At 69.0% G+C, this 17674-nt stretch carries 18 protein-coding genes; 8 read left to right on the forward strand and 10 right to left on the reverse strand.

The annotated features are described in order from the left end of the window. Positions 1 to 135: 135 nt before the first annotated feature. Positions 136 to 2571 (forward strand): protein kinase domain-containing protein, encoded by a 2436-nt coding sequence (locus WB794_RS01775; protein WP_337334127.1) that lies wholly within the window; start codon positions 136 to 138, stop codon positions 2569 to 2571. Between the two features lie 9 nt (positions 2572 to 2580). Here the strand turns inward: WB794_RS01775 and WB794_RS01780 are convergent, their stop codons facing one another. Genes WB794_RS01780 through WB794_RS01790 form a run of 3 tightly spaced genes read right to left on the reverse strand, consistent with a single transcriptional unit; the run spans position 2581 to position 4596 of the window. After that, the gene (locus WB794_RS01780) at positions 2581 to 2850 is read right to left on the reverse strand and encodes an acylphosphatase (RefSeq protein ID WP_337334128.1); all 270 of its coding nucleotides are present in this window, start codon (positions 2848 to 2850) and stop codon (positions 2581 to 2583) included. Beyond that, positions 2847 to 3344 (reverse strand): TlpA family protein disulfide reductase, encoded by a 498-nt coding sequence (locus WB794_RS01785; protein WP_337334129.1) that lies wholly within the window; start codon positions 3342 to 3344, stop codon positions 2847 to 2849. Before WB794_RS01785 ends, WB794_RS01780 begins: the two co-directional genes overlap by 4 nt. A 1-nt stretch (position 3345) precedes the next feature. Next, entirely contained in the window at positions 3346 to 4596 is a 1251-nt protein-coding gene (locus WB794_RS01790; RefSeq protein WP_337334130.1) for a YihY family inner membrane protein, read from the reverse strand. A 449-nt stretch (positions 4597 to 5045) separates the two neighbouring features. Here WB794_RS01790 and WB794_RS01795 point away from each other — a divergent pair, with 449 nt between their 5' ends. Together WB794_RS01795 and WB794_RS01800 are read left to right on the forward strand one after the other, a co-directional pair. Beyond that, entirely contained in the window at positions 5046 to 5411 is a 366-nt protein-coding gene (locus tag WB794_RS01795; RefSeq protein ID WP_337334131.1) for a DUF2069 domain-containing protein, read from the forward strand. 35 nt (positions 5412 to 5446) lie between these two features. Next, entirely contained in the window at positions 5447 to 5938 is a 492-nt protein-coding gene (locus tag WB794_RS01800; protein ID WP_337334132.1) for an asparaginase domain-containing protein, read from the forward strand. Positions 5939 to 6034: 96 nt separating this feature from the next. Here WB794_RS01800 and WB794_RS01805 read toward each other — a convergent pair whose 3' ends face one another. After that, on the reverse strand, positions 6035 to 8635 hold the full coding sequence (locus tag WB794_RS01805; protein ID WP_337334133.1) for a S8 family serine peptidase: 2601 nt from the start codon (positions 8633 to 8635) through the stop codon (positions 6035 to 6037). 525 nt (positions 8636 to 9160) lie between these two features. Further along, entirely contained in the window at positions 9161 to 9712 is a 552-nt protein-coding gene (gene sufT / locus WB794_RS01810) for a putative Fe-S cluster assembly protein SufT (RefSeq protein ID WP_337334134.1), read from the reverse strand. Positions 9713 to 9845: 133 nt separating this feature from the next. On the opposite strand from sufT, the gene WB794_RS01815 reads away from it, so the two are divergent. The 3 genes from WB794_RS01815 (at position 9846) to WB794_RS01825 (ending at position 11729) form a co-directional block, all read left to right on the forward strand. Beyond that, on the forward strand, positions 9846 to 10241 hold the full coding sequence (locus WB794_RS01815) for a hypothetical protein (RefSeq protein ID WP_337334135.1): 396 nt from the start codon (positions 9846 to 9848) through the stop codon (positions 10239 to 10241). Positions 10242 to 10308: 67 nt separating this feature from the next. After that, positions 10309 to 11154 carry a pyrroline-5-carboxylate reductase gene (gene proC / locus WB794_RS01820; RefSeq protein WP_337334136.1) on the forward strand — a complete coding sequence of 282 codons (846 nt, stop codon included), beginning with the start codon at positions 10309 to 10311 and terminating at the stop codon, positions 11152 to 11154. A gap of 2 nt (positions 11155 to 11156) precedes the next feature. Continuing rightward, on the forward strand, positions 11157 to 11729 hold the full coding sequence (locus WB794_RS01825) for a YggT family protein (RefSeq protein ID WP_337334137.1): 573 nt from the start codon (positions 11157 to 11159) through the stop codon (positions 11727 to 11729). Between the two features lie 9 nt (positions 11730 to 11738). Here the strand turns inward: WB794_RS01825 and WB794_RS01830 are convergent, their stop codons facing one another. Beyond that, complete coding sequence (locus WB794_RS01830) at positions 11739 to 12203, reverse strand: SET domain-containing protein (RefSeq protein WP_337334138.1); 465 nt, start codon at positions 12201 to 12203, stop codon at positions 11739 to 11741. Between the two features lie 85 nt (positions 12204 to 12288). On the opposite strand from WB794_RS01830, the gene WB794_RS01835 reads away from it, so the two are divergent. Beyond that, a complete protein-coding gene (locus WB794_RS01835; protein WP_337334139.1) occupies positions 12289 to 14523 on the forward strand; it encodes a putative bifunctional diguanylate cyclase/phosphodiesterase in 2235 nt (744 codons plus the stop codon). A gap of 4 nt (positions 14524 to 14527) precedes the next feature. Here WB794_RS01835 and WB794_RS01840 read toward each other — a convergent pair whose 3' ends face one another. Genes WB794_RS01840 through WB794_RS01855 form a run of 4 tightly spaced genes read right to left on the reverse strand, consistent with a single transcriptional unit; the run spans position 14528 to position 16839 of the window. Beyond that, positions 14528 to 14806 carry an META domain-containing protein gene (locus WB794_RS01840; protein ID WP_337334140.1) on the reverse strand — a complete coding sequence of 93 codons (279 nt, stop codon included), beginning with the start codon at positions 14804 to 14806 and terminating at the stop codon, positions 14528 to 14530. Positions 14807 to 14866: 60 nt separating this feature from the next. Beyond that, positions 14867 to 15013 carry a hypothetical protein gene (locus WB794_RS01845; protein ID WP_337334141.1) on the reverse strand — a complete coding sequence of 49 codons (147 nt, stop codon included), beginning with the start codon at positions 15011 to 15013 and terminating at the stop codon, positions 14867 to 14869. A 50-nt stretch (positions 15014 to 15063) separates the two neighbouring features. After that, complete coding sequence (locus WB794_RS01850) at positions 15064 to 15315, reverse strand: GlsB/YeaQ/YmgE family stress response membrane protein (protein ID WP_337334142.1); 252 nt, start codon at positions 15313 to 15315, stop codon at positions 15064 to 15066. Positions 15316 to 15348: 33 nt separating this feature from the next. Continuing rightward, entirely contained in the window at positions 15349 to 16839 is a 1491-nt protein-coding gene (locus tag WB794_RS01855) for a M20 family metallopeptidase (RefSeq protein WP_337334143.1), read from the reverse strand. A gap of 112 nt (positions 16840 to 16951) precedes the next feature. Here WB794_RS01855 and WB794_RS01860 point away from each other — a divergent pair, with 112 nt between their 5' ends. Further along, positions 16952 to 17653 carry a HutD/Ves family protein gene (locus WB794_RS01860; RefSeq protein WP_337334144.1) on the forward strand — a complete coding sequence of 234 codons (702 nt, stop codon included), beginning with the start codon at positions 16952 to 16954 and terminating at the stop codon, positions 17651 to 17653. Positions 17654 to 17674 lie beyond the last annotated feature (21 nt).

Below are 17674 nucleotides of genomic sequence, written 5' to 3' on the forward strand. Positions count from 1 at the left end.
GCCCCCTGTCTGCCGGACGCCGATTTCATCACCCCGCCGCCTCGCATCCAGCCAACCGCGAAGGCGCGGTCGATGCGCCCGGCCGCGCGTGGCGACACCTGTGGCAGGATGCGGCATCGCATCGGGAGTACGCACGTGCAGGACGCGACGCTGAAGCTGGAGAATGACGCGGAATCGGCGCTGCTTCCCGCGCAGGTCGGCCCCTACAGAATCATCGGCTTGCTTGGCGAAGGCGGCATGGGCCGGGTCTACCTGGCCCGCGAGAACCACCCGCCGCGCGAAGTAGCGCTCAAGGTGGTGCGCGGGCTGTCCGGCAACGCGCTGGCGCGCTTCCGGCGCGAGATCGAACTTCTTGCCCAGCTCGAACACCCGGGAATCGCGCGGCTCTATGCTGCCGGCCAGGACATCATCGCCGGCATCCCGATGCCCTGGCTCGCGCTGGAGTTGATCCGCGGCCAGGACCTGCGCGCCTGGGCCGAGCGCACCCGCCCCGACCTCACCGCCCGCGTGCGTCTCCTGATCGCGATCTGCCGCGCCGTCGAGCATGCGCACGCACGCGGCGTGGTGCACCGCGATCTCAAGCCCGGCAACATCATGGTGGACGTCGGCGGACAGCCGAAGGTCCTCGACTTCGGCGTGGCGCGGCTGCGCGACGCCGACGAGGAGATGACCCAGGCCGGACAGGTGCTGGGCACGGTGCCCTACATGAGCCCGGAGCAACTCGCCGGACACAATACCCGGGTCGACGCACGCAGCGACGTCTACGCGCTGGGCGTGATCGCCTACGAGCTGATCGGCGGCAGCCTGCCGCATCCGCGCCTGAGCACCTCCACCCTGTTCGAGGCTATCGACATCGTCCGTCGCGAAGAGCCCGCGCGCCTGCGCCGGTTGGCTCCGCAGGCGCGCGGCGATCTGGACAAGGTGGTGATGAAGGCGCTGGCCAGCGAGCCATCCCGGCGCTATGCAAGCGCCGGCGGGCTTGCGGATGACCTGCAGCGCATCCTCGGCCACCGTCCGGTGCTGGCGCGCGCCCCGACTCTCGCTTACCGCGCAAGTCGTTTCGTGCGCCGTCACCGCGTGCTCACCGTCGCCGCCGGCATCGTGTTCGTGGCGCTGGCAACCGCCACCCTGGTGAGCACGCTGGCGGCCCGGCATGCCCGTGCGGCGCTGGCCGAAGCCCAGGCACGCACCGCAGAACTGTCCGCGGTCAACCAGTTCGTCGAGCAGATGCTGACCCAGGCGGACCCGGAGCTGGAAGGTTCGCCCGACATGCCGCTGCGCCAGGTTCTGAGCGGTGCCGCGCAGACGCTGGACGCTCCCGGTACGCCGCCGCGCACGGCCGGCCAGGTTGCACTCCTGCTCGGTCGCACCTGGAGTGCTCTGGGCGAAAGCGCCACCGCGCAGGGATTTTTCGATCGCGCGCAGGACTTGCTGGATCGCGGATTCGGGCCGGACAGCCCGGAATCGGCCGAAGCGCGCTTCGCTCGCGTACAGGACTTCGCCCGCAGCGGCGAGCCATCCGACGCGATCGACCAAGCGCTGGCGCTGGAAGAAGCGCTGGCGCACATCGACGCGGAGTGGGCACGCCACCTGGCGCTGCGCGTGCGCCTGGTTCGGGCCGAGGCGCTGGAAGAAACCGGCAGCGTTGAAGCCGCCATCGCGCTCGACCGCGCCCTGCTGGCCGCCCCCCTGCTGCCGCAGCTTCCCGATGCCGCCGTGGTCACCGACGTGCTGCGCCACAACCTTGCCTATGCGTTGCTGCACAGCAACGGATTCACGGAGGCGGAAGCCCTGATCCGCCAAGTGCTCGATTCGGAAACCGCGCGCCTGGGTCCTGATCACCCGCAAACGCTCTACACCCGCAAGGTGCTGGGCCAGGCCCTGCACCGCCAGGGGCGTCTGGAAGAGGCCTCGCAGTGGTACGCCGAGGTCTACGCCCGACGCCGCGAGCGCTACGGCGACAATCACCCGCTCACGCTCGGCGCGGGTACCCAGTTGGCGGCCGCCTACAACACCCTCGATCGCCCCGCAGAAGCCGAGCCGCTGCTTCGTCGCGCGCTTGACAGCCGCATAGCGCGCGGCGAGGGCGACACGCGCGATGCGCTGATCGACCGGGTGATGCTCGTCACCACGCTCGACAAGCTCGGGCAGTCGGAGCGCGCGCTGGCGCTGGCTGACGAGGTGATCGCAATGGAGCACGGCACGCCGAATCGGGACACCCTGGCAGCCCGCAACGCGCGCGCCATGCTGCTGCTGAAGGCTGGCCGGATCGCCGAATCGCGCGCCGGCTTCGGCGAGCTCCTGCGGCTGGCACCGGACGTCGTCGGCCCCAATTTTCCGAACTGGCCGGTGTTCCTTTCCAACGCCGCCGCCGCCGACCTTGCGGCAGGCGACGCGCGCGCCGCGCATGAAAAGCTCGAACCGGCGCTGGTCCTGCTCCAAGCCAACCAGGGACCGAACCATCCGCGCACCCGCGAAGCCATCGAGCGCCTGATCGATGCTTCATCGCGGCTGGGATTGGGTGCCGAAGTGGAAGCGCTGCGCGCGCAGCTCCCGCCCGATGCGCCGTGACGCCAGCGGTCAGCCCGTCACGAATCCCTCGCCCACCGCATCCGGCCCCGCCGCTTCGCGCCGCACCGCGCTGACCCGCGCCAGCGCCGGCCCCTGCCAGAGCCATGCCTCCAGGGCATCGAGCGCGGCTTCGGGGCCGGCCGCCAGCACTTCCACCCGACCATCGGCCAGATTGCGCGCATGGCCGCAAAGACCCAGGGACAGCGCCTTGTCGCGGGTGGTGGCGCGATAGAACACGCCCTGCACCCGGCCTTCCACGAAGAAGCGCGCGGCCGTCATCGGGCGGATGCGTCGGCCGCGATGGCCTCGGCCAGCTCGTGCCCGGTCACCGGCCCGAGGAAGCGCTTGGCCACCCGCCCGTCGGGCGCGATCAGCCAGGTCATCGGCAAACCGCGCGGCGCGGGAAAATCCGCCGGCGGCTCGAACACATCGACGATCGCGATCGGATAGCTCACGGGATGCTCGGCCAGAAAGGCGCGCATCTCCTCCGGCGCGATGTCCTCGTAGGCCAGTCCGATCACCGTCACGTCGGTACGGGAAGTGGCAAAAGCGTCGAGATCCGGCATTTCCTTGAGGCAGGGACTGCACCAGGTCGCCCAGTAGTTCACCACGACCCAGCGATCGCGCTGCTGCGACAGATCGAAAGTGTCGCCATCGAGGGTGGCGATGCGAAGCTCGGGAACCGCGCCATCCTGCGCCACTTCGCTGGCGATCGCGCCCACGGCCGCGAGTCCGGATATCGCAAGGACCAGCCCGAAAAACCACGCCTTCATGTCATTCCTCCAATCCGTTCAGAATCTGCGCCACGCTGCGCCGCATCCGCTCGCGCAGCGGCGCGCGCAGCGCCTCCAGCTCGGCGGCCGCGCGCCGCCCGCTGGCGTCGCCACCGTCAGGCAAGGGAGCCTGCGTCAGCGGGATGCGCAGCGCGGCGCTTTCGTAGAGTTCGGCCAGCGGCAGGTGATTGAGGTCGCGCACCAGCGCATAGCCGCCGTCGTCCAGCCGCTGGATCACGCGCGCCTCGGAAAGCGCGGCCAGCAGGTGCATGAGGACATCGTCGCTGATCGACGGCTCAAGCTGCTGCAGGTGCGCCGTGTGCAGGCTGCTGCCGGTGCCCTGTGCCTGCGAAAAGCGCCCCAGCAGGCGCAGCAGGCCGTACAGCTCGAATCCCGCCGGCAGGCGCTGCTGCGCCGGCTGGTATCGAAACGCCGACAGCGACGCCGCCAGCGACGCGCCCAGCAGCACCACCACCCAGGAAACGTAGAGCCAGATCAGGAAAATCGGGACCACCGCGATCGCGCCGTACAGCGCCTGGTAGTTGGCGCGGGTGAGGTAGAGCGCGAAGCCCCACTTCGCCAGCTCGAACAGCAGCGTCGCCAGCGCGCCGGCGATGAGAGTGTGGCGGAATACCACGGTGCGGTTGGGAATCAGCCGATAGGCCAGGGTGAAGGTCAGCAGCTCCAGTCCCACCGGCAACACCCGCAGCAGGATCCCGTGCTGCGCCTCGTCGGCGAGCAGCGGCAGCGAGGTCAGATACGACGACACCGCGAAGCTGGCCACCGCCAGCAGCGGCAGGAGCGTCATCGCGGCCCAATAGATCAGCAGGCGCGAGAGCGCCCGCCGCGGCGCGCTGACGCGCCAGATGCGGTTGAAGGTGTCCTCGATGCGCGACAGCGTCAACAGCGCCGTCAGCAGCACCGTGATCGCACCCACGGCCGACAGCGTGCGGGCATTGCCGGCCGCTTCGGCAAGAAAGCTCGCCACGCTGTCGGCCGCTGTCGGCATGAAATTGGCGAAGATGAAGCGGGTGAGGTCTTCCACCCAGTTCTCGTAGATGGGGAACATCGAAACGATGCCGAACACCACCGCCGCCAGCGGCACCGCGGCGAACAGGGTCGCGTAGGCGAGCGTGGCGGCGGAATCGAAGCAGCGGTCCTCGATGAAGCGCCGCGCCAGGAAGCGCAGGAACGATCGCACCCGCTCGCGGTGCGGGTCGATCCATCCGAAGAGGTTGGGCAAGCCGGCCATGGACGGGAAGATACCGGGAAGAGGCGGTTGCAGCGTAGCCCTGCCGGGCCGGTCCGGGGGAGCCGGCATGACCTTCCGGCCAGGAGCCTGCGCGGTAGAAGCGTTCGAGGCGAGAAGCATCCTGTGCGAGGACAGTTTTTTGTTGCCGCCGTCCATGGCGGCAACCCTTCGGGCCATCGCTGCGCGATGTCAAAAACTTGCTCCAGGCAGTTTTTGACGGTTTGCAGGCCTGTAGCAGCGCTACAGGTCAAGAAGCGGCGGAAAAATGGACCGCACAGGGGGCTTCGCAGACCGGACAGTCTTCTGCCGCGCAGGCTCCCAGGGCGCGACTTCCGCAGGCCGGGCCGTTAGGCTTTGCGTTTTCCTTCCGGCAGCCCGCCCATGCTCGACGCCCCCCTTCCCCACGCCGCGCGTGTCGCCCTCCTCCGCCGGCGCGGCCCGGATCGCGCATGCAGGCCGGCGCCGTGAGCCGGCGCGCGCTGGCCGCGGCGTGCATCGTGGCGCTGTTCGCGCTGGCGCTGTTCTGGCAGCTGTGGTGGTTCGTTCCCGCGCGCGTGCCCGCATGGCTCGCCGCCGCGATCCACGCCGCGCCGATGCTGCCGGCGCTGGTCCTGCTCCTGCTGCGCCGACGCAGTGCGGCCTTCTGGGGCGGCCTGGGCGCGCTCTTCACCTTCAGCCACGGCGTCTCCGAAGCATGGGCCGATGCAGAGGTGCGGGCGGCGGCACTCACCGAAGTCGCGCTGTCGGTCGCGCTGGTCGTCGCGGCCAGTTGGGGCGGCCTGCGGCAGCGGTTCGCGCGCCGTCGCGGTGTATGATTGGCGGTCGACATTTTCGCGCACGGTGAATCCCCATGGACCGGCTCTGCATCGTCACCACCGGCGGCACGATCGACAAGATCTACTTCGACGACAAATCCGACTACCAGATCGGCGAGCCGCAGATCGGCCGCATCCTGAATGAGCTGGGCGTGGCGTTTTCCTTCAGCGTGATTCCAATCCTGCGCAAGGACAGCCTGCACATCTCCGATGCCGACCGCGAGCTGCTGCGCGCCACCATCGCGGCGCAGGAGGCCGAGCGCGTACTGGTCACCCACGGCACCGACACCATGGTGGCCACGGCAAAGGTGCTGGCGACGATTCCCGGCAAGACCATCGTGCTGACCGGCGCGCTCAACCCGGCGCGCTTCCGCGGCTCGGACGCCGAGTTCAACATCGGCTGCGCGGTCGGCGCGGTGCAGTGCCTGCCGGCGGGCGTCTACATCGCCATGAACGGGCGCATCTGGGATCCCGCCCGGGTGCGCAAGAACGTGGCGGCCAACCGCTTCGAGGCCGCCGCAGACTGACGCCGCACCGCGCGACGGCCCGCTCCCGCGCAGATCCATGAAAAAGCCCCGGCGAACCGGGGCTTTTTCTTTCTTCATGCAGCCTCAGGCCGCCGCTTACGGCGTGTAGCTCGCCTTCAGCGTGACGCCCGAGTAGGCCTTGTAGCCGCGCAGCATGATGTAGTAGGTGCCGGTCGAAGGCGTGGTCGCCGAACACGACTCGCTGTTGCCGGCCCTGTAGGGGCGGCAGTCGTAGGTCGAGGTCGTCGGCTGGGCACCGAAGCGCACGTACATGTCCGCATCACCGGTGCCGCCCGAGATCGAGATGCTGAGGTTCTTCGCCCCGGCCGGAACCGCGATGGTCCAGTACTTGGTGCTGCTGGCCGCACCCGAGATGCCCGTCACCGCCACGTTGTTGGCCAGCGCGCCGCCGTTGGCATTGGCACCGCCGCCGCTGACCGTCACCGAGGCGCTCTTGCTGTGCGTGGCGCCCTTGTTGTCGGTGACCGTGAGGGTCACGGTGTAGGTGCCACCCGCCGCGTAGGTCTTGCTCGGATTGGTCGCCGTGGACGTGGTGCCGTCGCCGAAGTTCCAGCTGCGCGAGGCGATGGAACCGTCGCTGTCGGTCGAGGTGTCGGTGAAATTCACCGTCAGGCCGCTCACGCTGCTGGTGAAGTTCGCCACCGGCGGCACGTTGGGTGCCGTGGTCGCGTAGCTCGCCTTGAGCGTGACGCCGGTGAAGGCGCTGTAGCCGCGCAGCATGATGTGGTAGGTGCCGACGCCGGGCGTGGCGAAGGTGCAGGTCTCGACGTTGCCGGCCCGGTACGGACGGCAATCGTAGGCAGAGGTGGTGGGCTGCGAACCGAAGCGCACGTAGAGGTCCATGTCGCCGGTACCGCCCGAGGTCTCGACCACCAGGTTGCTGGCTCCCGACGGCACCGCGATGCTCCAGTACTGGGTGCTGCTGGTCGCGCCGGAGATGCCCGTGACCGGAACGCCGTTGGTCAACGCGCCGCCACCGGGGCTGCCGCCGCCGCTGACCGTCACCGAGGCGCTCTTGCTGTGCGTGGCACCCTTGTTGTCGGTGACCGTGAGGGTCACGGTGTAGGTGCCCGCCGCGGCATAGGTCTTGCTGGGATTGGCCGCGGTAGAGCTGGTGCCGTCGCCGAAGTTCCAGCTGCGCGAGGCGATGGAACCGTCGCTGTCGGTGGAGGTATCGGTAAACGTCACCGTCAGGCCGTTCACGCTGCTGGTGAAGTTCGCCACCGGCGGCACGTTGGCGGTGCTTCCCTTGACCGCCATGACCGCCGCGTAGGCGTCGACGATGCCCGCACCGCAGCCGCCCGAGCAGGTGCCGGGCATGGCGCGCGCGGTGCTCTTCAGGGTGCTCTCGATCTGCGCCGGCGTGAGCGTGGTGGGCGAGGCGCTGATCATCAGCGCGGCGACGCCAGCGACGTGCGGGGTGGCCATCGAGGTACCGTCGTAGAAGGCGTAGGTCTCGGCCACCGGCCCGTTGGTACCGCTGTTGAGCGTGGAAAGGATGCCCTTGGCGGTGGTGGCGGTCTGGCAGCCGGTGAGCGTGGAGTTCGGGACGCAGGTTTCGCCGCCCGGCGCGGTCACGTCGATCAGCGTGCCGTAGTTCGAATACCAGGAGCGGTTGCCTTCCTTGTCGTTGGCCGCCACCGCGATCACGTTGTTGCAGTTGGCCGGCGAGGCACCGGACACGTTGACGTTGTCATTGCCCGCCGCGATGACCAGCACCGCGCCGCGCGACACCGCGCTGTTGATCGCATTCTGGGAGGTGGTGCCGCAGGAACCGCTGCCGCCCAGGCTCAGATTGATGACCTTGGCCGGGGTGGCGTTGGCGGGCACGCCGCTGACGCTGCCGCCCGAAGCCCAGATGATCGCATCGGAGATGTCCGAATCGTAGCCGCCGCCCTTGCCCAGCACGCGCACCGGCTGGATTTTGGCGTTGAAGGCGACGCCCGCGATGCCCTTGTTGTTGTTGGTGACCGCAGCAACGGTGCCGGCCACGTGGGTACCGTGCCAGCTCGACGGATAGCCGCCGGAGGCGTCACCCACGTCGGAGGGGTCGGAGTCGCGGCCATTGCCGTCACCGGCGACCGAAGCGGTGGAAATGAAATCGTAGCCGGCCACCACGTTGGCGTTGAGGTCGCTGTGGTTGGTGATGCCGGTATCCAGCACCGCGACCACGACGCCGCTGCCGGTGGAATGATCCCACGCGGCCGGCAGGTTCAGTCCGCCCACGCTTTCGAAGTAGTGCCACTGCTCGCCGTAGCGGGTGTCGTTGGGGACATACAGCGGCTGGTTGAGCCGATCGATTTCCACGTACTCCACGCCGCCCTGCTCGGCCAGCGCCTGCATGAACTTCAGCGCTTCCCCGGCATTGAGCTTGCGATTCACCATCAGCACTTCGCCACCCACCGCCAGCTGGCGCAGGCTGGACACCTCGGCCCCGAGCCGGCTTCCCGCAAGGCTCAAGGCACTGGCGCGCAGCGCACCGGTCTGGCGCGCGCCCTGGTCCTGGAACTTGATGATGAAGCGGTCGTAGGTTTCGGCCTGGTCGATGGCCGATGCCTGCAGGCGCGCACCGGCGAAGGTGACATCGGCCTGCGCGAACGCGAGACCCGGCAGACTCAACGCCAGCGCGAGCGCCACGGCATTGGCCCGCAGCGAGCGGAAGTTGCATGTATTCACGTGTGATCCCCAAAGGTTGGAAAATGAAGGTGCCGGGAATGACATCCCTTTCATCCACCGGACAGGCTCCCCGTTTCGACCATCCGCCCATGCCGCTTCCTGCGACCCGGCTTCCGCGGTTCCGCGCTCACTTCGATCAACCGTGAGCCGTTTGCCGAACCGTGGATATCTGCGAATGGCTGCGATCACCCCACTCCCCGGGAAACCGCGCCGCGGACCCTAGCAACGGAAAAAATGCGCTGTCAACCAAACCGTGAGCCGGCTCTCAGTCAGACCCGCAAAACCGCATGGCCATGCGGTTCCGTGCGCGCCATGCGAACAGGGGCTGGCGCATGATGCATCGCATCAATGCGCGAAGAATCGCCGCCGGAGGGCGGAATCTGACGCCCCGCGTCAGTCTGGACGTCCGCCGATCGTGCAACCAATCGTGCAACCAACCGGGCACGCCGCGGCGGGCGCGACCGCGGCAGACGGGGCGGCATCACGCCGATGCCGCGCAGCACGACGGGCGCGCCGCGGGAAGACTCACCACATGCCCGTTTCCAGACGCGCCGCTTCGGACATCAGCGACTGGTTCCACGGTGGATCGAACACCACTTCCACGTCGGCCTCGACCACGGTAGGGATCATCTCCAGCTTGCCGCGCACGTCCTGGGCGAGGATTTCGCCCATGCCGCAGCCCGGCGCGGTCAGGGTGATCTTCACCTCGATCCGGCGCGTGCCGTCGTCGCCATGGATGACCTCGCAGCCGTACACCAGCCCCAGATCGACGATGTTGACCGGGATTTCCGGGTCGAAGCAGGTGCGCATCTGTTCCCAGGCAAGGGCCTCGATGTCGGCGTCGGTGGCATCCTCCGGGACGCGCAGCGGCTCGGGTTTTTCCTTGCCGAGAGCATCCGCATCCTCCCCCGCGATGCGGAACAGGTTGCCTTCGACGAAGACGGTGAAGCTGCCGCCAAGCGCCTGGGTGATATAGCCGACGGCACCCGCCGGCAGGGTGACCTCGTCGCCCTGGGGAACCATTACGGCCTGGCAATCGCGTTCGAACGTCACCGGCTCACTGCTGCGGCTGTACATGTGTTGGCCATTTCGCTGAAAAGATGGTCCTGGGCCGGTTGCCGCGTCCTGCGGATCAGGTCGCGGCAACGCCGGTCGGACAACTCGCTATTCTACTGCACCCCGTCCGCATCACCGAGTCCGGAGCTTCCACGTGCGATATGCCCTGCTTGCCGCCGCCACGGCGCTGCTCGCCATTGCCGGCATGAGCGCCATCTGGAGCGCGGTGGCGCTGGTGCTGAAATCGCCCTGCGGATGGATGGCACCGGTGGCCGCGATCGATGTCGCGCTGATGCTGCGCCTGGCCGGATTGCGCGCCGACCGCGGCCGCGCGGCGCTGGCCCTGGGCACCACGCTGGCAACGCTCGCAACCAGTGCCTTCGTGATCGCCGCCATCAGCATCGGCCGTGCGTTCGGAGCGCTGCCGCACGAGGCGATCTGGCGCATCGACCCGCCGCTGGCACTGACCTGGTGGCGCTTCAACGCAAGCTGGATCGACGGCCTCGCCGCCGCGCTGGCGCTGCCGCTGGCCTGGCGGCTCGGACGCTGAGCCTGCGCGGCTTGCGGTGGCCGGGCGCTGTTGCCATGCTCCCGTCGATTCCCCGTGGACGTACCCCATGAACCCAGCCTCTGCGCGCGCCGAATCCGACGGCCTCATCCTGTTCATCGGCGGCGGCAACATGGGCCGCAGCCTGGTCGGCGGCCTGATCGCGCGCGGCACGCCGGCGGCGCGGATCGTCGCGGTCGACCCTTCACAGGAGGCGCGCGATGCCCTTGCCGCCGACTGGGGCATCGGCACCGCGCCCGACGCGGCGGCGGTGCTGCCCGATGCCGCGCTGGTGATGCTTGCGGTCAAGCCGCAGGTGATGAAGCCAGTCTGCGAATCCCTCGCCGCGGCCTTTCCGCCCCAGGCGGTGGCCGTCTCGATCGCCGCAGGCATCACCACGACCCAGCTCGATGCCTGGCTGGGCGGCGGGCGGGCGGTGGTGCGGGCGATGCCGAACACGCCGGCCCTGCTCGGTGCCGGCGCGACGGGTCTTTTTGCCAATGCCCGGGTCACTCCGGCCCAGCGCGCGCTGGCCGATACGGTTCTGGGCGCGGTCGGGGTGGGCGTCTGGCTCGACAGCGAAGCGCACATGGACCTGGTGACGGCGCTGTCCGGCAGCGGCCCGGCCTATGTCTTTCTGCTGGCCGAGGCCATGCAGGCCGCCGCGCAGCGCCTGGGACTGCCGCCCGAAGCGGCGCGCGTGCTGGCGGCGCAAACCTGCCTGGGCGCAGGGCGAATGCTGACCGAATCGGGCGAGGACGCGGGCGCGCTGCGCCAGCGCGTGACTTCGCCCGGCGGCACCACCCAGGCGGCGCTGGAAAGCTTCGCGCGCGACGGGTTCTCCGGCATCGTCGCGCGCGCAATCGAGGCCGCCGCGCACCGCGGCGCCGAACTTTCCGCGCAGGCGGGCCGCTGACCGTGTCCTACGTCAGCCAGGCCGCCCTGCTGCTGATCGAGGTCGTATTCGGCGTGCTGGCGCTGCTGTTCGCGCTGCGCGTCCTGGTGCAGTGGGCCGGGGTCAACTTCCACAATCCGATCTGCCAGGGCCTCTACCGTTTCACCAACCCCGTCCTCATGCCGCTGCGGCGCTGGCTCAAGCCATGGCGGCGCATCGATCTGGCCGCGGCACTCGTGACCCTGGCGATCGGATGCGTGAAGGCGGCGCTGACCCTGGCGCTCGCCGGGCGGTCACCGGCACCGCTCGCGGTCGCGCTGCTGGGGCTGGCGGAAACCATCGGCCTGCTGCTGATGCTCTACTTCTGGCTGATCCTGATCCGGGTGGTGATGAGCTGGATCGGTGACGGCAGCCGCCATCCGCTGGTACCGCTGGTGGTGCAGCTCACCGAACCGGTGCTGCGCCCGCTGCGCCGCGCGTTGCCGGCACCGGGTGGGCTGGACCTTTCACCGATGCTGGCGATGCTCGGCATCCTGCTGCTGCGCATCCTGCTGGTCGCGCCGCTGCAGGATCTGGCCGTATCGCTCGCGACCTGAGGCCGACGCCTACCTCTTCGGCCGCAGCATCGTTCCGGTGCACGCCGGCGCGCCGCAGCGACAGGGCCACAGCGCCTTCATCCGCGCCGTGTGCGGCACCTCCAGGCGGATGCCGTAGTCGTAGGCCAGCTCCTCGCCGGCGGCAATGTCGCGCAGGGCGTGGATCTCGATGCGGTCGCGCCGCCGATCATCGGGGTGCTCGACGACCTGCGCCTCGCAGTTGGGCGCGCAGCTGTGGTTGATCCAACGCGCGATCGTGCCACGCCGGCCGCCATCGACGATGTACTCGTCGTTGAGGGTGAAGAGGAAGGTGTGGCCGCTCTCCAGCGCATCGCCATAGCGCTCGTCGGCCTCCTCGTGGGTCATCAGGGTGCCGCCATAGCGGCACAGGACGGTGCCGCGGACAATGGCCTGCAGCGCAAAGACGCCGTTGCCGTGGATCGGCGAACGGCGGCATTCGATGGACTTTTTCATTCGGGATCGTTCACGCACCAATCGGCCGAACTCTAGCAGTTTCCCGCGCCACCCGCGGGCGCCGTTTTGCGCCTACACTCCGCCCATGGGAGCCGGGGCGCGCCAACTGGGGGCGGCAGCGATTCTGGTCAGCGCCTACGTAGCGCTGGCCTGGACTTCCCTGCTCGCCACCGGCCCCACCGAAGTCACCCTGATCTGGCCTCCCACCGGCATCGCCTTCGGCGCGCTGCTGTACTTCGGTCCGCGCTGGTGGCCCCTGCCCGCCGTCGCGGTGCTGCTGGTGCACCTGACGGTCGCGCCGGTGCCGGCTTCGTTCGTGCCCTGGTCGATCGCCGCCAACGTGGCCGGATGCGTGGGCGGCGTCCTGCTGGTGCGGCGGCTGCGTCCCGATGCGGTCAGGCGCTTCGACATCGCGTCCGGCAGCGCAATGATTCTCGGCGGGATATTTGCGGCAGTCAGCAGTGCGACGCTGGCAACGGCAGGCCTGCGGGTCAGCGGCATGACAAGCGCCGACGCGGTGTTCGCCGATGCCGCGCGCTGGGCCATGGGCGACCTGTTCGGCATCGTCACCATGACACCCGCCACGCTCCTGCTGCTGCACCATGCGTTCGAACGTCGCAGTCGGCCGCTGTCGCGCATGTCCCTGCGCTACGCGACGCGTACCGAACTGCACGCGTGGATCCTCCTTACCTGCCTGATCCTCCTCGGCGGGATCCTGATCGTCCGGGCGCTGGAAGCACACGCGCTGGCGATGGTCGGCCTGCCGCTGGCGGCCCTGACCTGGGCGGCGGTGCGGCTGCCGCCGATCGTGACTGCCGTCGCCAACGCCGTGGTGGCGGTGCTGCTCGCCACCGCCGTGACGCTCGGCCTGGCCGGCCCCGCACCGACAACGCCGATCGAGGCGACCATCCTGGCGGCCTTCCTGTGCGTCATCGCGATCATTCCGGTCACCCTCGCGATGGGCATGCACCAGAGCCGGATCGCGTCTGCACGGCTCCTGCGCCGCGCCACAACCGACCCGCTGACCGACACGCTCAACCGCAGCGCCTTCGAATACCAGGTGCGACGGGCGCTGCAGGTGCGACCGCTGCCGGCGCTGGCGCTGGCCTATATCGATCTTGACCGTTTCCGCCTGATCAACGACGCCTTCAGCCACGCGGTGGGCGACGACCTGATCTGCGCCGTGACCGGAGTGCTGCGCGCCAACCTTCCGCCGGGCGACGACCTGGCCCGGATCGGCGGCGACGAGTTCGCCGTGCTCATGCATGAGGTGGGTCCGGAAGCCGCCACGGCGCGGGCGCAGCGCCTGTGCGAGGCGGTGGCGGGCTACCGGTTCCAGACCGGCGGCCACGTAGCCGCCCCCACGATCAGCATGGGGCTGGTTCCCGTCACCGGCGGACAGACTGATTTCGGCAGCCTGCTGGCACTGGCCGACACGGCCTGCTTCGCGGCCAAGGAACAGGGCGGCAATCGCGTGCAGCGCGTGGAACCGGGGCAGCGCGACATCGTGCAGGCGAGCTCGGACACGATGCGCTGGGCGCTGCGCCTGGGGCAGGCCATCGAGGTGGACCACTTCGAGCTGCACTGCCAGTCGATCTCGCCGCTGCAGGCGGCCGCCGATGGGCCGCGCCACTTCGAGGTGCTCATCCGACTGCGCGAGCCGGGGCAGAAGCTGGTCCTGCCGGGGCAGTTCATCGCGGCCGCCGAACGCTATGGCCTCGCGGCCCGGCTCGATCGGCACGTGCTCGACACGACCCTGCACTGGTTCAACCGGCATCCCGAGCATACGCGCGGAGTCCGGCTGTGTGCGATCAACCTGTCGGCCAGCTCGCTGCAGGACGAGCACTTTCTCGACCATCTGGCCGCCCGCCTGGCCGCCAGCGCCCTGCGCCCGGATCAGCTTTGCTTCGAACTGACGGAAACCAGCGCCCTGGTCGACCTGGCCCGCGCGCAGCACTTCATCGCCGCGGTGCGTTCGCTCGGCTGCCGCTTCGCGCTGGACGACTTCGGCACCGGATTCTGCTCGTTCGGCTACCTGCGCTCGCTCGACGTGGACTTCTTCAAGATCGACGGCAGCTTCGTGCGCGAGGTGGAACACTCGCCGCTGGCCTACGCCATCATCCGCTCGATCACGGACATCGGCCGGGTCATGCGCAAGCAGACCATCGCCGAATGCACCGAGAACGAGGCGGTCCTGCAGCGGCTGGCCGACCTGGGCGTCAACTACGCGCAAGGCTATGCCATCGACCGCCCCACGGTGATCGATCGCTATTTCGACGAGGTCGCTCCGGCGCACGCGCACGCGCAGGCAGGCGCGTGATGCGCTACGGGTAACGCGATTCCATCGCTGCCGCCTCGAACTCCAGCCGCGTTCCATCCGACGCGATGAGGCGCATGTGCTCGCCTTCGCGCTGGAGGATGAAAGGGTGCGCCAGCAGAGGCAGGAAGGCGCGCTCGACCTCGCCGCCCTCGCCTTCGCAGTACCTCTTCGTGCTGCCGGGAGTGCCCAGGTCGAGGCGGTTGCCACGGAGCGTGTAGCCGGAAAAGTAGCGGTTGCAGCCGGCGTAGCCGAAGGCACGGCCCTCGCCGAAGCCGAGCGTCACCGTGCGCGCATGCGCCAGCGCCAGCGCCGCCAGCGGACCGCGATCGGCAGTGGACAGGTGTCAGAACTGCCCGTCCAGCGGCCTCGATCCGCCGCCCTCCGTCACCTCGTGCGACGCGGCATCCGCAGCATCGGAAACCGGCGCGGTGCCGCATCCCGCCAGCGCCAAGACTGCCGCCATCGCCATGCCCAGCCGGCTTGTATTCATGCTCTTTCCGGCACAAGCGGACCTGCGCCCGCGCCGCGCAATCCGCCCGGTCAGCGCTTCTTGCTCAGTGCGCCCCACAGCACCAGCAGGATCACGGCCCCCACCACCGCGCCGATGAATCCCGCCGCCTGCCCCGCCTGGTACAGACCCAGCGCCTGTCCGCCCCAGGTGGCCAGAAGCGAGCCGCCGATGCCAAGAAGGATGGTCATGATCCAGCCCATCGGGTCATTGCCCGGTTTGATCGCGCGCGCGATCAGGCCCGCGACGAGGCCGATCAGGATGGTGCCAAGAAGATTCATCATGGTGTGACTCCTTGCGTACGGTGGATCGAAGGTTCAGCAGCAGGATGCATGATCGCCGAAGCGGCTGTCGCCGGCAGCCGCGGCGGCACCGCGGGTCAGGCCCTGGCCGCTGGCCGCATGGTGCGCCGCCAGCACGTGCGCCACCGCGCTGGTCACGCGCTTGCCGGTGGGAATGTGCAGGAATTCGTTGGGACCATGAGCGTTGGAGTGCGGACCCAGCACGCCGGTGATCATGAACTGCGCGCCGGGGAACTTTTCGCCCAGCATACCCATGAAGGGAATCGTGCCGCCCTCGCCCATGTACATCGCCGGCTTGCCGAAGAAGGCCTGCGACGCCTCGGCGATCGCCGTGGACAGCCAGGGCGACATCGCCGGTGCGTTCCAGCCGGTCGAGGACTTCTCCAGACTGAACTCGACCTGGGCACCGTAAGGCGGAGAATCGAGCAGCAGCCCGCTGAGAATCTTCCCGGCGGTTTCGCCGTCCAGCGTCGGCGGCAGGCGCAGCGACACCTTCACCGCCGTGGTCGGGCGCAGCACGTTGCCGGCGCTGCCCAGCGGCGGCAGGCCGTCGACGCCGGTGATCGCCAGCGCCGGACGCCAGGTGCGATTGAGCACCAGTTCGGTCAGGTCGCTGGCGACCGGCGTCATGCCCGCGAGGAAGGGAAACTTGTCGAACACCTCGCTGCCCAGCACCTCGGCCACGCGCTGCGCCTGCTCGACGCGCTCGGCCGGGATTTCGACGAAGAGATCGTCGATGCGGATCGTGCCGGTGGCCTGATCCTCCAGCCGATCGAGCAGGCTGCGCAGAATGCGGAAGCTCGATGGCACGATGCCCGAGGCATCGCCAGAGTGCACGCCTTCCGACAGCACGTTCACCCGCAGGTTGCCGCCCGCCATGCCGCGCAGCGAGGTGGTGCACCACAGCTGCTCGTAGTTGCCGCAGCCCGAATCCAGGCACACCACCAGCGAGGGCTTGCCGATGCGCTCGGCCAGATGATCGACGTAGAACGGCAGGTCGTAGCTGCCCGATTCCTCGCAGGCCTCGATCAGCACCACGCAGCGGCAGTGCGGTGCGCCCTGCTCCTGCAGCGCCATGATCGCCGCCAGCGATCCGAAGATCGCATAGCCATCGTCCGCACCGCCGCGCCCGTAGAGCTTGTCGCCCTTGATCACGGGCTTCCACGGACCGAGATCCTCGGCCCAGCCGGTCATTTCCGGCTGCTTGTCCAGATGCCCGTACAGCAGCACGCAGTCATCGCTTGCCGGATCGGTGCCGGGAATGTCGATGAAGATCAGCGGCGTGCGCCCGGCCAGACGCACCACCTCGACCTGCATCCCCGGGATCGGCTGGGCGCGCGCCCAGCGCTCCATCAGGTCCACCGCCTGATCCATGTAGCCGTGCGCCACCCAATCGGGATCGAACAGCGGCGATTTGTTCGGAATCCGGATGTACTCGACCAACTGGGGAACGATGTCCTCGTCCCATTTGCGCGAGGTGAAACGATCAATGCGGGCGGTATCCATGGCCGGCTCCATCGGGGAAAGGCGCAATTCTACCGCGCCGCGCCGTGCGCCTGTTCCACCGCCCCGCGCGACCGCGCTACCCTCGCCGCATTGCAACCACCCGCTCGCAACCATGCCCGCCATCGTGCACCTGCTGCCTGCCAACGAATACCGCCGCGAACGCTGGCGCAACGGACAGGGCTGGACCCGCGAGATCCTGCGGGTGCCGGAGGCGGAGGATTTCATCTGGCGCGCCTCGATCGCGGAAATCAGCCAGGACACCCTGTTCTCCGCCTATCCCGGCTATCGCCGCAGCCAGGTCCTGCTGCTGGGCGATGCCCTGCGCCTGGGCTTCAGCGACGGGCGTCGCGTCACCCTCGAAGCCCCGCATCAGCGCTACGAATTCGACGGTGCCGAAGTAGTCGCCTGCCACCTTCCCGCCGGCCCGGTGCAGGTGTTCAACCTGATGTGGGATCCGCAGCGGCTGGATGCCCGCCTGCTGCACCGGCCGCTGGTCGGACCCATGGTGTTCCTGCCCGAACAGGGCGTGCGCTGGCTGGTCCACCTCATGGCCGGCCACGCGCGCCTGCGTGCGCAGGGCACGCTGGCCCTGTCTGCCGGCGACAGCCTCCTGCTCGAACCCATGCCCGGTGATCGCCTGGTGCTGGAAGGCAGCGGCGAGGCGCTGGTGCTGCGGCTGGCAACCCGCGCCGATCCGGCATCCCCCTCGTCCGACCCGTCCCGGAACGCACCACAGACCGAACCGCCCGCGCCCGATCCACGCACACCGCCCGATCCGGCATCGGCCGCACCATCCGAGCCCGATCCAGCTTGACGTCTGCCCCGCGAGCCGATC

The organism is Denitratimonas tolerans (assembly GCF_037203605.1).
Taxonomy (GTDB): domain Bacteria; phylum Pseudomonadota; class Gammaproteobacteria; order Xanthomonadales; family Xanthomonadaceae; genus Denitratimonas; species Denitratimonas tolerans.

Coding starts and splice junctions, on each gene's coding strand:
- WB794_RS01860 (WP_337334144.1), top strand. CDS start 16,952: ATGCCCGCCATCGTGCACCTGCTGCCTGCCAACGAATACCGCCGCGAA.
- WB794_RS01835 (WP_337334139.1), top strand. CDS start 12,289: ATGGGAGCCGGGGCGCGCCAACTGGGGGCGGCAGCGATTCTGGTCAGC.
- WB794_RS01795 (WP_337334131.1), top strand. CDS start 5,046: ATGCAGGCCGGCGCCGTGAGCCGGCGCGCGCTGGCCGCGGCGTGCATC.
- WB794_RS01845 (WP_337334141.1), bottom strand. CDS start 15,013: ATGAATACAAGCCGGCTGGGCATGGCGATGGCGGCAGTCTTGGCGCTG.
- WB794_RS01780 (WP_337334128.1), bottom strand. CDS start 2,850: ATGACGGCCGCGCGCTTCTTCGTGGAAGGCCGGGTGCAGGGCGTGTTC.
- sufT (WP_337334134.1), bottom strand. CDS start 9,712: ATGTACAGCCGCAGCAGTGAGCCGGTGACGTTCGAACGCGATTGCCAG.
- WB794_RS01850 (WP_337334142.1), bottom strand. CDS start 15,315: ATGATGAATCTTCTTGGCACCATCCTGATCGGCCTCGTCGCGGGCCTG.
- WB794_RS01830 (WP_337334138.1), bottom strand. CDS start 12,203: ATGAAAAAGTCCATCGAATGCCGCCGTTCGCCGATCCACGGCAACGGC.
- WB794_RS01785 (WP_337334129.1), bottom strand. CDS start 3,344: ATGAAGGCGTGGTTTTTCGGGCTGGTCCTTGCGATATCCGGACTCGCG.
- proC (WP_337334136.1), top strand. CDS start 10,309: ATGAACCCAGCCTCTGCGCGCGCCGAATCCGACGGCCTCATCCTGTTC.
- WB794_RS01790 (WP_337334130.1), bottom strand. CDS start 4,596: ATGGCCGGCTTGCCCAACCTCTTCGGATGGATCGACCCGCACCGCGAG.
- WB794_RS01855 (WP_337334143.1), bottom strand. CDS start 16,839: ATGGATACCGCCCGCATTGATCGTTTCACCTCGCGCAAATGGGACGAG.
- WB794_RS01800 (WP_337334132.1), top strand. CDS start 5,447: ATGGACCGGCTCTGCATCGTCACCACCGGCGGCACGATCGACAAGATC.